The organism is Pseudonocardia sp. N23, from assembly GCF_002583555.1.
Classification (GTDB): domain Bacteria; phylum Actinomycetota; class Actinomycetes; order Mycobacteriales; family Pseudonocardiaceae; genus Pseudonocardia.
Window position 1 is genome coordinate 15,007 of record NZ_BEGX01000149.1, and the last position, 13,547, is coordinate 28,553.

The window sequence follows — 13,547 nt, forward strand, 5'->3', positions numbered from 1 at the left end:
CGTGTCCAGCGCGCGGCCGAATCGGGCCCCGTCGGGGCGACGTTGTCACACCCACAACACGAATCACCAAGGGGCAGTTGCGAAGAGGTGGCATGAGGCGGGGCGGAGTCGGTCGATGGGCGCAGTTGCTGATCGGTCGGCTGGGAGTCAGGACGCGGTGGTGAGCAGCCCCCACAGCGCCTGAGCGCCGACTCCGATGATCACGGTGGCGAGGGCGGCGGCGACCGCGGCACCGGTGGCCCAGTGCCGTCCGAGGCCATGGTTCTCGAGTGGGCTGGCAGGTGACGGCGCTGTCGTGAACAGTGGCGCGATCCAGCGCAGGTAGTAGAACAGGCTGGCCACGGTGTTGACGATGGCAAGGACGGCCAGCCAGGCCATCGCGCCGTCGATCGCCGCGGTGAAGACGGCGAGCTTGCCGAAGAAGACCGCGGTGGGTGGGGTGCCGACCAGGCCGAGCAGGCAGACCACGAGCGCGCCGGCCAACACGGGGCGGCGACGAGCCAGACCGCGGTAGTCGTCGAGGGTGCGGGCGGGCCCGTCCGGGGTGGTGACGGCGGCGGCGACGGCGAAGGCGCCGAGGTTGGTGATCGCGTAGGCGGCGAGGTAGAGCAGCAGCGCCGGCCCGGCCTGAGGTGTTCGGGCGGCGACGGCGGCGGCCATGAGGACATAGCCGACCTGGGAGATCGCGGAGTAGCCGAGCAGGCGCTGCACCGAGGTCTGGAAGAACGCGGCGAGGTTGCCCAGGGTCATCGATGCCGCGGCCAGGATGGCCACGATCAGCGGCCAGTTGATGACCTGTGCGGGGATTGCCTGGGTGAGGAGCCGGTAGATGGCGACGAGCGCGCCGATCTTGGGGATGGTGGTGACGATCCCGGCGACCGGGGCGGGGGTGCCGTCGCTGACGTCGGGCACCCAGAACTGGGCGGGCACCGCGCCGGCTTTGAACGCCAGCCCGGCCAGCACTGCCACCAGCCCGACTGCGGCCAGCGCCGGGAGTGAGCGGCCGTCCGCGGCGGCCGTGGTGAGGTTCTCGCGGAGGTCGGCGTAGGCGGTGACGTGACCGGCGGCGTAGAGCAGCGTCGCACCGCTGATCATGGCGACGCCGGCGAACGCGCCGGAGAGGTAGTACTTCATCGCGGCCTCGGTCCCCGGTGACGTCGCCGACCAGCCGACGAGCGCGTAGAGCGGGATGCTGGCCAGCAGGAACGTCGCGAACAGCAGCAGCAGGTCCGTGGCTCCGGCCATCAGAACGGCGCCGAGTGCACCGAGCAGCAGCAGCACCCAGTACTCGGTCTCCCGACGTTGCCCGCGTGCGGCGTCGACCGAGGCGCAGACGGCGAGCAGGGTGGCGACCAGCACGATCAGCCGCGTGGCGTTGGTGATGGGGTCGATGGCGTAGGAGCCGAACACGGTCTCGGTGGGCCGGGTGTAGACCACGGCGGTGGCGATGATCCCGGCCACGCAGGCCAGCGCTGCGAGGGCGGCGACGATCCATTGCCGGTGCCGCGGTAACCAGGATCCGGTGAGGAGGCCGAGCACGGCTGCGCCGAGCAGGGCGAGCTCGGGGACGAGTGCGCCCGGGTCCTCGTTCATCAACTCCACGCAACGGCCCCCCGCGTCCGTAGACCGATCGTCGGTGGGCAGGGTGTGTGCAGGCGGGTCATCGCGTGACCAGGGCGTTGACGGCGGCCGCGGCGGGTTCGACGAGGTCGAGCAGGAAACGGGGCGCGAGCCCGATGAGGGTGGCCAGCGCCAGCAGCGGCGCGATCGCGACGAGCTCGCTGGGACGTAGATCGGCGAGCGGGCGCGGGGCGCCGGGAGCGTCCGGGGCGCGCCAGGGCCCGAGGAACAGCCGCTGCAGAGCGACCAGGAACAGCGCCGCCGTGATCAGGATCCCGGTGACGGCGATCGCGACCGGGACCGGGGCCGCGGGCAGGGAGCCGGTGAAGATTTGGAACTCGGCTATGAACCCGGAGAAGCCGGGCAGCCCGAGCGAGGCGAACGCGGCGATCGCGAACAGCGCGGCGAAGCGGGGAGTTCGGGCGGCCAGTCCCGACCAGGCCGCGAAGTCGTAGGTGCGGCCGCGGTCGTAGAGGACCCCGGCGAGCAGGAACAACGCGCCGGTGATCAGGCCGTGGGACACCATCTGCACCAGCGCGCCGGTCGTGGCCAGGGTGCGGGCCTGGACGTCGCCTGCCGCGAGCAGCCCGGCGGCGCCGACCCCGACCAGGACATAGCCCATGTGGTTGACCGAGGTGTAGGCGATCATGCGTTTGAGGTTGGTCTGGGCGAGGGCCACGAGCGCTCCATAGACCACCGACACGACCCCGATCAGCAGCACGACCAGGGCGTACTGCCGCCAGCTGGCCGGCAGCAGCGGCATCGCGATCCGGACGAAGCCGTAGGTGCCCATCTTCAGCAGCACCCCCGCCAGAATCGCCGATCCGGTGGCCGGGGCCTCGGTGTGTGCCGGAGGAAGCCAGGTGTGGAACGGCACGGTCGGGGTCTTCACGGCCAGCCCGACCCCGATCGCGAGCAGGGCGAGTCCGGCGTAGGGGCCGCCGGCGACGAGCGGGTTGGCCGCCGTGAGCTCGACGATGTCGAAGGTGTGTGGCCGGGCGGCGAGAAACAGCAGGATGAACCCGAGCAGCAGGGCCAGCGACCCGAGGAAGGTGTACAGGAAGAATTTCAGCGCCGTGGCCCGGGCCCGCTCGCCGTGCCCCCAGCCGGCGATCACGAAGTACATGAGCACGATCGACAGGTCGAAGAACAGGAAGAACAGGATCAGGTCGAGCGCGACGAACAGCCCCAGGCACACCGTCTGCAAGGCCAGAAACAACAACACGTAGGCCTTGACGCGTCGGGTCTCGCGCAGCGCGAACACTGCGCACGCCAGGAACAGCACGCCGGTCATGGCCAACAGCGGCAGCGACAACCCGTCGACGCCGAGGTGGTAGGAGATCCCGGCCGACGGGATCCACGCCAACCGCTCCTCGAACTGGTAGCCGCTGGGCCCGGTCGCTGCGGGCAGCCGCGCCCACGCGGTGACGATGAGGGCGAGGTCGGCCAGCGCAACAGCGATCCAGGTCCCGATGAACATCCGGGCCGGTAGCCGTCCCGGCAGGGCGCCCAGTAACGCCGCCGCCACGGCGGGCAGGAACACGATCAACGACAGCACCGCTGTCCTCCTTCAGGACACGACGAGGACGACGACGGCCAGCACGGCGAGCACCCCGAACCCCACCGAGGCCTGGGCGTAGTACTGGTGCAGCTGCCCGGTCTGCGGGCGCCTGGCCCACCGACCCAGCGCCCGCGCGCCCTCGGCGACACCCCGCACGAGACCGTCGACCGCGGGCTCCCCGCGGCGGTCGAGCAGCCGCGCTGCGGTGAGGGTGGCCCGGGCGGTGGCGTCGACGCCGCCGTCGAGGACACGGTCGTCGAACCGCGCCAGGGCCATGGCGGCGCCAAGCACCGGCACGACGATCAGCACATGGGCGGCACGTTCGAGATCGAACCAGCGGGCGAGCAGCCCAGCAGCGGGCAGCCGTGCCGCGGCCCGCCAGCCCCACCCGGCCGCGGCGGCCGCGACGACCGCGGAGATCACCAGTTCCCACCAGTGCGGCGCGGGCTCGGGGCGCAGGATGCCGCTGCCGAGCAGCGGGAGGACCCCGAGCGTGGCCGCCCCGATCGCCAGCAGGACCAACGGCGGCCCGGACACGGTCGGCACCTGCCCGGTCGGGGCCTGCTCAAGCCCGACGTGGGGCTCGTCGTCGGCCGGCCAGGCGGGTCCGGACCGTTGGGCGACCGCACCGGTTGCGACCTGCGCCGGGTGCCGGTGAGGGGGCTGCCACACGAACCACAGCGCCTTCGTGCTGTACACCGCGGCCACGGCGGCACCGGCCAGCCCCACCGCGTACAAGGCGACCGCGTCCGGGCCCGGTGCGGCAAGCGCGGCGGCCAGCACGGTGTCCTTGGCGACCGACAGCGACAGCGGCGGGAGCCCGGCCAGCGACAGCGCCCCGACCGTGAACACCACTCCGACGAATGGGAACCGGCGAGCCGCCCCGTCCAGTCGGCCCAGCTGTTTGGTGCCCAGCGCGCTCAGCCACGCCCCGGCAGCCAGGAACAGCAGGCTCTTCGTGGCGGCGTGGGCGACCAGCTGCAGCACCCCGGCACCGGTGCCGCCGACCCCGGCGGCGAGGATCATGTAGCCGAGCTGTGCGCAGGTCGACGCGGCCAGTAGCTGCTTGAGGTCGCGCTGGGCCACCGCAACCAGCCCCAGCCCGAGCGCGGTCGCCGCCCCGACCCAGGCCACCAGCGGGCCGGCCCAGCCGACCGAGCCGAGGAGTGGGGTCAGCCGCAGCAGCAGGTAGGCGCCGGCGGCGACCATGGTCGCCGAGTGCAGCAGTGCCGACACGGGGCTGGGGCCGCGCATCGCCCCAGAGAGCCAGAAGCTGAACGGAAGTTGGGCGGACTTGCCCAGGGCGGCGACCACCACCCCGGCCGCCAGCAGCTCCCGCCAGCCTCCGCCGGCGGCCGGTAGGTCGTCGAAGCTCAACGCCCCGACGCCACCGGCGAGCGCCGCACCGGCGGCGAGGTAGAGCCCGAGATCAGCGGTGCGGGTGGTCAGGAACGCGGTGTGCGCGCCGCGCACCGCGGCCGGGTCACGGTAGTGGTAGCCGATCAATGCCCAGCTCGCCGCGCCCATGACCTCCCAGGCCATCAGCAGCGGCGCCAGACCCGTCGCGGTCACCGCGGCCAGCATTGCCGCCGCGAAGACCAGCATCAGGCCGGTGAACCGGCCGGTGCGCAGCGGCGCCTCCCCTGCGGCGAACACCAGCACCGCCACCAGGACGCCGGCGACGGTGAGGACCAGCACCGCGGAGAGCCCGTCGACGGCGAACCCGGCCCGGATGCCGGCGAACAGGGCGGCGTCGGTGACCGGACGGGTGAGCACGGTGGCCACGGCCAGGGCCAGCACGACCGCGGACACGCCGACGCCGAGGCCGGGCGCGAGCGGGTCGACCCGCCGCCCGCCCGCTATGAGCAGCGCACCGGCCATCAGCGGAACGGCGATCAGCCACCACAGCAGCACGAGCAGCCTCAGCCCTTGAGGTCCGCGGCGCCGTCGGTCATGTCGACCTGGCGGGCCCGGTAGATCGCGGTGGCCACGGCGAACCCGGCGGCCATCTCGACGGCCATCGCCGTGACCACGACGACGATGAGGACCTGGCCCTCGGTCCCGCCCGGGGCGAGGAAGTACCAGCACGCGGCCGCAGCGAGGATGACGCCGTTGAGCATCAGCTCCAGGCCCATCATCAACATGACGATCGACTGTTGCGACAGCGCCCCGTAGAGCCCGATGGCGAACAGTCCGGCCGCGGTGAGCAGGAACAGCTGCAGCGTCATCGCCCGACACCTCCTCCGAGTGGGTCGTCGGCCCGGGGCGCGTCGAGGTCGTCGCCGAGCCGGTCGTAGCGTCCCCGTCCGGTCGCGAGGACCACCGACGCGACGATCGTGGCGAACAGCGTGATCCCGAGCGTCATCATGGTCAGCATCTGCTCGCCCATCAGCGACCGGCCGAGCGCGAAGGTCAGGTCCGGGGCCGGGGCCCCGGTGCGCCGGGGCCAGTCGACGAGCAGGATCCCCGTGGCGAGCAGCACGAACGTGCCCACCGAGATCGCCATCGCGCCGGGCTTGTTGTGGTACATCGCCATCGGCATCAACCCGGCCGGGTTCATCATGTACATGATCATGAAGACGGCCATGATGACCATCTCGATGACCATCATCAGCACGATCACCACCCCCAGATAGCTCAGCCCGAGCAGCAGCACCAGCCCCGCGACGGCCACGAACGAGGCCAGAAGGGAGAACGTCACCTGCGCCATCGAGTTCAGCCGGAACACCCCGAACCCGAACACCACCGCTGCCGCTGCGAGCACCCAGAACGCCACGGTCATCACAGGCCTCCTTGCGCAAGCACGACGATCGACACGACCAGCGCCTGGGCCAGCGTCAAGGGCACGAGCACCATCCAGGAGATCTCGGTCCAGCGGTCCATCCGGATCCGTGGCACCCGGCGCCGCGCCCACACCATCACCGCCAGTACCGCGGCGGTCTTGACCACCACCCATGCCCATTCGGGCAGCAGCGGGCCGGCCCCACCTCCGAGGAACAGCGGCACCGCCATTGCCGCGGCCGTGGTCAGCAGCATCCACCGGCCCCCACTGAACAGCAGCCGGTCAGCGCCGGAGAGCTCCGCGGCCGCGCCGCCGGCGAGATCGGCCGCGACCGGCGCGTCGAACGGCCCCCAGAACGCCATCGCGGCCGTCGAGATCAGGAAGACCACGAACGCCACCGGCATGAGGAGCACGAACCACAGGTCGTGTTGGGCGGCGACGATGTCGGTGACGCGCAAGCTTTGCGCGCCCAGCGCGGCGGTGATGATCGCGAACATGTGCGGTAGCTCGTAGGCCAGCCCCTGCGCGACGAACCGGTAGCCGCCCACCAGCGACAACACGCTGTTCGGGCCCCACCCGGCCATCCACACCGCGGCCCACGCCAAGACCTCCACGGCGTTGAACCACACGACCCCGATCCCGAGGTCGGCCACCGGACGGGCGCCCAGCGGAATGACCACTGCCGCGAGCACCGCGGCCACTGGCAACACCGCAGACCCGGCCCGCCACAGCACCGGGTCGGCGGCCACCGTGCGGCGACGCTGCCCGACCAACAGTCGCGCCACCTCCCGCGCTGGTACCGCGAACCCACCGCGACGGCCTGTCGTGCGCGCGGTCACCACGGCGTCGAAGGCAGTGACGGCCCACGCCGCGGCGATGAGCACCAGCGGCAACAGCAGCGCCCACCACCACGGCAACGTCACCTGTGCCGGTATCGGCATCGGCTCATTCATGACTGTGTCTGCTGTCGTGGCCGGCGCTGGGTGCTTCGCCTTCCCCGTCGCGACCGTCTGTGCCGACGGGGACGGCCTGCTCGGGCCGCCTCGCTGGGACGGCGGCTGCCGCGTGCGGGGCGCTGCCGCCCGTGCGGTCGGAGTCCTCATCGGTGATGGGATCCGCACCCGCGATGAGTAGCCGCGCCGTGGCGAGATCCGTCCCGACCAGCAGGCGCTCGAGCTCGTCAAGGTTCAGCCGAGAGCGGAGAGGGCTACCCGCGTGCTCGCGAGCCGCCGCCGACACGGTCGTGGGGCGGCGCTCTTCCGGGGTCGCTGCCATCCCTGCGGGGCCCCGCAGCGCGACGATGGCCTGCCCGAGAGCCTCGAGGCGGACCGTGAGCAGGTCGAGGGCATGGGGCAGGCCACGCAACATCCGGCGGAGGGTCCGCGAGCGGCGCACCTGCCGGCACAGCGCCTCAGCCGCGGCGCACATCGGCTCCGGGGAAGCCCCTGCGAGCAGCTCGTCACGCAAGCGACGGGCCCGCGTGGCGGGCGCCGGCCAGCCCGCCACCGCGAGGAAACGGGCGATGGCGTCGAGTTCTCGGGCTGCCGCGTGCCGGCTCGGGTCCGCAGCATCACCACGATCGGTATCGGTCATCGGTGTGTCGGACGACCAGAACGGCAAGCTGAGCGGGTCGTCGACGAGCCGGGCGTGGGCTCGTTGCACGACATCGCCCTGCAGCACGACCGCCAGGACCAGCCCGGCCGGCCAATCCGACAGGACAGGGCCCAACGTCACCTGCAGCTGATCGAGCGTCAGACCGTCGCGGTCCTGACCTAGATCGGCCATCGGCAGACCACCGGGCATTCTCATCTCGCCGTGGCCGCCGTGACCGGCGTGTTTAGTGTGATCACTGTGCTCGCCGTGGGCGCTGCGGTGGACGTGGGGCGCGTCGTCACGATCTGTGACCTCTCCGGAGCGCACCGGCCCACCATCCACCGTCGTCTGGCTAGGGAGCGGGCCAGTCATGGGATGGCCGGCGACGAGCTCGGCCGCAGCCCGATCCAGCTCGACCGCGACGCGAGCGGCGTCGAGGATGGTGGCGTGGGTGCGAGGCTGGGGAATCGCCGCCCACACAGCGTCGAGCGCGGAGCCCAGCTCCGGACCGGGCGCCCCGGCCACGAGCAACACGTCCGCGTCCGCCGGCCCTGCGGCGATCGGCCAGCCGCGGCGGGACAGCTCCGCCTCGAGAGCCAGGCGGACCCCCGTTCCGCCGCGGCTGACCACCAGCAGCACGTGTGGCCGTCCGGCGGCGTACCGCCGCAGCCATGAGCTCAGGTCCATCGCAGCGCACCTTCACGCCACGCGTATACGACGGCGGCAACCAGAATCCCGAGGAAGACGAACATCTCGATCACCGCGGCGGGCCCGACCCGCGACACCACCAGCGTCCACGGGTACATGAAGATCATCTCCATGTCGAAGGCCAGGAACACCATGGTCACCGGGTACCAGCGCACGTGGAACCGGGAGAAGGCGTGCTGGGCCGGCGGCAGCCCACCGGCAAACGGCACGACGTCCAACGCCGAACGAGCTGTCGCAGTAACCGCCGCCATGACGTAGAGCGCGGCGACGAGGACAAGCACCGCCCCCAGTGTGACCAGGACCGGCAGGTACTCGCTCATCCGCACCTCCTCCGCGCGCTCCATCACATACCCATACCCCGGTAGGGCATAGTGGGGCATCGGAGCTGCACTGTAAACCCCGGCGCACCCAAGACAGGCGAAGACGAGCCACTGGCGCAGAGGCCTGAGCCGTGTTGTCTACATCCGCGGTTGTCTACATCCGCGCGGCTTGCATCTGTCCGCACTGTCGCCGGTCACCATGCCGTGGCAAAACCGGTCGCCAGGCAGGCAGGTAGAGCGGCAATCGCCACATGGAACGCTGGCCTTGTGTACGGTACCCCCCTAGGGTATCGTTGCGGCGAGGAGGCGACATGAGTGGCTATGCCGATACCAAGGACCTACACCTGAAACGGATGCGCCGGATCGAGGGCCAGGTTCGGGGCATCACGAAGATGATCGAGTCAGACAAGTACTGCATCGACGTGCTCACCCAGATCTCTGCGGTGAACAAGGCCCTCGAGGCCGTAGCGCTGAACCTGCTCGACGAGCACCTCAAGCACTGCGTGACCGACGCGGTCACCCAGGGCGGCGCCGTGGCCGATCAGAAGGTCGCCGAGGCCAGCGCCGCGATCGCGCGCCTCGTCAAGTCCTGATCCCCGACACTTCACTGCCTGAGCTCTGTCGACCGGTCTCGGACAGAGCTTGCACCTCAGCTTTCGAGAGCAGACAACGCCGGCAGCGACGACTCGTCAGCTGCCTGGTTGTGCTGCGGCAATCAATGCGGCCCAGACCAGCCGCCACGCCCCAAACAAGCGCCAACCGGTCCTGCCCTGGGACTCGGCACAGCGAGAAAGGAACCTCTGCGATGAGCATCAGCACCTACACCGTCACCGGCATGACCTGCGCACACTGCGTCGCCTCGGTCACCGAGGAACTCGAGGCAGTCCGCGGCGTGCGCTCAGTCGCCGTCGACCTGCCCACCGGAGCGGTCACCGTCGACAGCGACACCCCGCTCGACCCGGCCGCAGTGCGTGCCGCGGTCGAGGAGGCCGGCTACCAGCTCGTGGCCTCATAGCCGCATACCCACACCTGCCCCCGTCATCTCCGGTCGGGGGTCCACAGCAAGGGACGGATCATGAACACTCTTGCGAAGCTCTCCGCCTACGGCGCGGCGCTCGCCCTACTCGCACTCGGGGCGTACGCGACCGGAACCGCTGTCGGTCCTCTCCGCTCTCCTGCCACCGCCAGCGCGGCCGGCCACGAGGGCATGTCCGGCGGCGAGGACGCCGGGCACGGGGACACCCACAGCGGCGCCGTCCCGGAGACCGCAGACCAGCCCGCGGGGCTGGCGTCGAGCAGGGGCGGCTACACCCTCACGCCCACCGTCTCGACGCTGACCGCGGGAACGAGCAACGACCTCTCCTTCCGCATCACCGGCCCGGACGGGACGGCGGTGACCGCGTTCGACGAGGAGCACACCAAGCAGCTGCATCTGATCGTGGTGCGCCGCGACACCACCGGTTACCAGCATCTGCACCCGACCATGGACCCGGACGGCACGTGGCACGCCCGCCTCGACACCCCTGCGGGTGGGGTCTACCGGGCCTTCGCGGACTTCACCCCGACCGGTGGCCCGGCCACCACGTTGGGCGTGGACCTGTCCGTGGCCGGCGCCTACGCTCCGGTCGTCCACGAGACCAGTCGCCTTGCCGAGATTGACGGCTACCAGGTCCGCCTCGACGGTGAGCTGACTGCCGGGCAGGCGTCCCCTCTGACGCTCACTGTCACCAAGGACGGCGCTGCGGTCACCGACCTGCAGCCCTACCTCGGCGCATACGGACACCTCGTCGCCCTCCGCGCCACCGACCTGGCCTATCTGCACGTCCACCCCGACGGCAGCCCGGATGACGGGCGCACTCCCGCCGGACCGCAGATCAGGTTCGTGGCCGAGGTTCCCTCCTCCGCTGACTACCGGCTGTTCCTGGACTTCCAGCACGCCGGGACGGTGCACACCGCCGAGTTCACTGTGCCTACCGGCCCACCGACCTTGGCACCGGACACGGCGAGCGGAGCCGCCGCCACCCACACCGCCACCCACGCCCGCACGGCGCAAGAGGGCGGCCACTGATGTCCACGACCAGCCACACCCCGCCGGCCGCTACCACGGCGGCCACTGACCCGGCCACCCTCGCGCAGGGCGGCGTCGTCACCGACGTCGAGCTCGCGATCACGGGCATGACCTGCGCGTCGTGCGCCAACCGGATCGAACGCAAGCTCAACAAGATCGACGGCGTAACGGCCACGGTCAACTACGCCACCGAGAAGGCCAAGGTCACCGCACCGGACGGGATCGCCCCCGACGAGCTCGTCGCCGCCGTGGAAGCCGCCGGGTACAGCGCCCGTCTTCCCGAGCCGCCGAGCCTGGCTGAGGAGCCGGGCGGCTCCGGACAGGTCGACAAGAGCGGTGTCGAACCGGTGGAACTGCGCGCCGCGCGGCAGCGGCTGCTGACCTCCATCGTGCTGTCGGTGCCGGTCATCGCGATGGCGATGGTCCCGGTGCTGCAGTTCACCTACTGGCAGTGGATCTCGCTGGCGCTGGCCGCGCCGGTGATCGTATGGGCGGCCTGGCCGTTTCACCGGGCGGCGTGGGCGAACCTGCGCCACGGCGCCGCGACCATGGACACCCTGATCTCGCTGGGCACCCTCGCCGCGTTCGCATGGTCGCTGTACGCATTGCTGTTCGGCACCGCCGGCATCCCAGGCATGACCCATCCGTTCGAGCTGACGATCAGCCCCTCGGACGGGGCCGCCAACATCTACCTCGAGGTCGCCGCCGGGGTGACCACGTTCATCCTCGCCGGCCGCTACTTCGAGGCCCGCTCCAAGCGCCGCGCCGGCGCCGCGCTGCGCGCCCTGCTCCAGCTCGGCGCCAAGGACGTCACCGTTCTGCGCGAACGTCGGAACGGCACCCGGGCCGAGGAACGCATCCCCATCGGGCAGCTCGCGGTCGGTGACCGCTTCGTGGTCCGCCCCGGGGAGAAGATCGCCACCGACGGGACCGTTGTCGAGGGTAGCTCCGCCGTCGACGCGTCCATGCTCACCGGCGAGTCCGTGCCGGTCGAAGTCGTCATCGGAGACGAGGTCATCGGAGCCACCGTGAATGTCAGCGGCCGCCTCGTGGTGCAGGCGCACCGAGTCGGCCCGGACACCCAGCTCGCTCAGATGGCCAAGCTCGTGGAGGACGCCCAGACCGGCAAAGCCGCCGTCCAGCGTCTGGCCGACCGCATCTCCGGGGTGTTCGTGCCGATCGTGATCGCCCTGTCCGCAGTCACCCTCGCGTTCTGGCTGGGCACCGGCGCCGGCGCGGCGGCGGCGTTCACCGCCGCGGTCGCCGTACTGATCATCGCCTGCCCCTGCGCGCTCGGGCTTGCTACGCCGACCGCGCTGCTGGTCGGCACCGGCCGCGGCGCGCAGCTGGGAATCCTCATCAAGGGCCCGGAGATCCTGGAGTCCACCCGCAAGGTCGACACCGTGGTCCTGGACAAGACCGGCACCGTCACCACCGGCCGGATGTCGCTGCTCGCCGTGCACACCGCCGGCCACGACGCATCGGACCCCGACGAATCCGGCATCGACGGATCTGGCACGTCCGACGCGGACGAGGTCCTGCGGCTGGCCGGGGCGCTGGAGAACGCCTCCGAGCACCCCGTCGCCACAGCGATCACCCGCGCGGCACGCGAACGGGTGGGCGAGCTCCCCGAGGTGGACGAGTTCGTCAACGTGGAGGGCCTTGGCGTGTACGGCGTCGTCGAGGGGCACGCAGTGCTGGCCGGCAGGCCAGCACTGCTCGAACAGTGGAGCCAACGGTTGCCCGACGACCTCGCCGCTCTGGTCGAGGCACAGGCGAGCAAGGGGCGCACCGTCGTCGCCGTGGCCGTCAACGGGCAGCCGCGGGCAGTCATGGTGGTGGCCGACACCGTCAAGACCACCTCCGCCGAGGCGATCGCGCGGCTGCGCGGACTCGGGCTCACCCCGATCCTGCTCACCGGGGACAACCGGGCCGTCGCCCATGCCGTTGCCGGCGACGTCGGCATCTCACCCGACGATGTCATCGCCGAGGTGCTACCCGGCGACAAGCTCCAGGTGATCAAGGATCTGCAGGCCCAGGGCAAGGTCGTCGCGATGATCGGCGACGGGGTCAACGACTCGGCTGCGCTCGCGCAGGCCGATCTCGGACTCGCGATGGGCACCGGCACCGACGTGGCGATCGAGGCCGCCGACATCACCCTGGTCCGTGGCGACCTGCGCGCCGCAGCGGACGCTATCCGGCTGTCGCGACGAACGCTCGCAACGATCAAGGGCAACCTGTTCTGGGCGTTCGCCTACAACCTCGCCGCCCTGCCGCTGGCTGCCCTCGGCCTGCTCAACCCGATGCTCGCCGGAGCCGCGATGGCCTTCAGCTCGGTGTTCGTCGTCGGGAACAGCCTGCGACTGCGGCAGTTCCGCGCAGTCGACGAGTAGGCCGGCCCGCGACACCAACAGCACCCAGCACAGGGCAAGCCCGAGGCGAGGGGCGGTAGCCGCCCCTCGCCTCGGTTGCGTCCGGTGTCGAGCGGCGCGGGCGAGGCCTGGTCAACCGCCAACGGCAACCTTCAGCGCGTCGGCGCGGGAGGTCGACTCCCATGGCAGCTCGACGTCGGTGCGGCCGAAGTGGCCGTACGCGGCGGTCTGGGCGTAGATGGGGCGCAGCAGGTCGAGGTCGCGGACGATCGCGGCCGGGCGCAGGTCGAAGACCTCGTCGATGGCGGCCTGGATGCGGGCCGGGTCGACGTGCTCGGTGCCGAAGGTCTCCACGAACAGGCCGACGGGCGCGGCCTTGCCGATGGCGTAGGCGACCTGGACCTCGATCCGGTCGGCCAGGCCGGCGGCGACGACGTTCTTCGCGACCCACCGCATGGCGTAGGCGGCCGAGCGGTCGACCTTCGACGGGTCCTTGCCGGAGAACGCGCCGCCGCCGTGGCGG

General features: G+C 71.3%; 13 protein-coding genes. 4 read left to right on the plus strand and 9 right to left on the minus strand.

What is annotated here, in order from left to right; genetic code table 11:
* Nucleotides 1-147 precede the first annotated feature (147 nt).
* The 8 genes from TOK_RS30195 to TOK_RS30230 all read right to left on the minus strand — a co-directional run bounded on the left by TOK_RS30195 (nt 148) and on the right by TOK_RS30230 (nt 8,584).
* Entirely contained in the window at nt 148-1,593 is a 1,446-nt protein-coding gene (locus TOK_RS30195) for an NADH-quinone oxidoreductase subunit N (protein ID WP_098961430.1), read from the minus strand.
* Between the two features lie 67 nt (nt 1,594-1,660).
* Nucleotides 1,661-3,178, minus strand: coding sequence for a NuoM family protein (locus TOK_RS30200; RefSeq protein WP_098961402.1), 1,518 nt, complete (start codon nt 3,176-3,178; stop codon nt 1,661-1,663).
* Between the two features lie 12 nt (nt 3,179-3,190).
* Nucleotides 3,191-5,095, minus strand: coding sequence for a proton-conducting transporter membrane subunit (locus tag TOK_RS30205; RefSeq protein ID WP_098961403.1), 1,905 nt, complete (start codon nt 5,093-5,095; stop codon nt 3,191-3,193).
* A gap of 8 nt (nt 5,096-5,103) precedes the next feature.
* Entirely contained in the window at nt 5,104-5,409 is a 306-nt protein-coding gene (locus TOK_RS30210) for an NADH-quinone oxidoreductase subunit K (RefSeq protein WP_098961404.1), read from the minus strand.
* Nucleotides 5,406-5,963 carry an NADH-quinone oxidoreductase subunit J gene (locus TOK_RS30215; RefSeq protein WP_098961405.1) on the minus strand — a complete coding sequence of 186 codons (558 nt, stop codon included), beginning with the start codon at nt 5,961-5,963 and terminating at the stop codon, nt 5,406-5,408. Before TOK_RS30215 ends, TOK_RS30210 begins: the two co-directional genes overlap by 4 nt.
* Entirely contained in the window at nt 5,963-6,904 is a 942-nt protein-coding gene (locus tag TOK_RS30220) for a complex I subunit 1 family protein (RefSeq protein WP_098961406.1), read from the minus strand. Before TOK_RS30220 ends, TOK_RS30215 begins: the two co-directional genes overlap by 1 nt.
* 4 nt (nt 6,905-6,908) lie before the next feature.
* Nucleotides 6,909-8,195 carry a hypothetical protein gene (locus TOK_RS30225; RefSeq protein WP_141566625.1) on the minus strand — a complete coding sequence of 429 codons (1,287 nt, stop codon included), beginning with the start codon at nt 8,193-8,195 and terminating at the stop codon, nt 6,909-6,911.
* 38 nt (nt 8,196-8,233) lie between these two features.
* A complete protein-coding gene (locus tag TOK_RS30230) occupies nt 8,234-8,584 on the minus strand; it encodes an NADH-quinone oxidoreductase subunit A (RefSeq protein WP_098961431.1) in 351 nt (116 codons plus the stop codon).
* Between the two features lie 311 nt (nt 8,585-8,895).
* On the opposite strand from TOK_RS30230, the gene TOK_RS30235 reads away from it, so the two are divergent.
* From TOK_RS30235 to TOK_RS30250, 4 genes are all read left to right on the plus strand, one after another.
* Nucleotides 8,896-9,177, plus strand: a complete 282-nt coding sequence (locus tag TOK_RS30235) for a metal-sensitive transcriptional regulator (RefSeq protein ID WP_098961408.1) — start codon at nt 8,896-8,898, stop codon at nt 9,175-9,177.
* A 212-nt stretch (nt 9,178-9,389) separates the two neighbouring features.
* Entirely contained in the window at nt 9,390-9,599 is a 210-nt protein-coding gene (locus TOK_RS30240) for a heavy-metal-associated domain-containing protein (protein WP_098961409.1), read from the plus strand.
* Between the two features lie 60 nt (nt 9,600-9,659).
* Complete coding sequence (locus TOK_RS30245) at nt 9,660-10,652, plus strand: hypothetical protein (protein ID WP_253258746.1); 993 nt, start codon at nt 9,660-9,662, stop codon at nt 10,650-10,652.
* Nucleotides 10,652-13,045: a cation-translocating P-type ATPase gene (locus tag TOK_RS30250; protein WP_172457873.1), complete on the plus strand. Its 2,394-nt coding sequence runs from the start codon at nt 10,652-10,654 to the stop codon at nt 13,043-13,045. Before TOK_RS30245 ends, TOK_RS30250 begins: the two co-directional genes overlap by 1 nt.
* A gap of 111 nt (nt 13,046-13,156) precedes the next feature.
* Here TOK_RS30250 and TOK_RS34600 read toward each other — a convergent pair.
* Nucleotides 13,157-13,547 (minus strand): methionine adenosyltransferase domain-containing protein (locus TOK_RS34600; protein ID WP_253258747.1); only part of this gene is annotated, 391 nt, incomplete at its 5' end.

Coding starts and splice junctions, on each gene's coding strand:
- TOK_RS30195 (WP_098961430.1), bottom strand. CDS start 1,593: ATGAACGAGGACCCGGGCGCACTCGTCCCCGAGCTCGCCCTGCTCGGC.
- TOK_RS30210 (WP_098961404.1), bottom strand. CDS start 5,409: ATGACGCTGCAGCTGTTCCTGCTCACCGCGGCCGGACTGTTCGCCATC.
- TOK_RS30215 (WP_098961405.1), bottom strand. CDS start 5,963: ATGACCGTGGCGTTCTGGGTGCTCGCAGCGGCAGCGGTGGTGTTCGGG.
- TOK_RS30220 (WP_098961406.1), bottom strand. CDS start 6,904: ATGCCGATACCGGCACAGGTGACGTTGCCGTGGTGGTGGGCGCTGCTG.
- TOK_RS30230 (WP_098961431.1), bottom strand. CDS start 8,584: ATGAGCGAGTACCTGCCGGTCCTGGTCACACTGGGGGCGGTGCTTGTC.
- TOK_RS30235 (WP_098961408.1), top strand. CDS start 8,896: ATGAGTGGCTATGCCGATACCAAGGACCTACACCTGAAACGGATGCGC.
- TOK_RS30240 (WP_098961409.1), top strand. CDS start 9,390: ATGAGCATCAGCACCTACACCGTCACCGGCATGACCTGCGCACACTGC.
- TOK_RS30245 (WP_253258746.1), top strand. CDS start 9,660: ATGAACACTCTTGCGAAGCTCTCCGCCTACGGCGCGGCGCTCGCCCTA.
- TOK_RS30250 (WP_172457873.1), top strand. CDS start 10,652: ATGTCCACGACCAGCCACACCCCGCCGGCCGCTACCACGGCGGCCACT.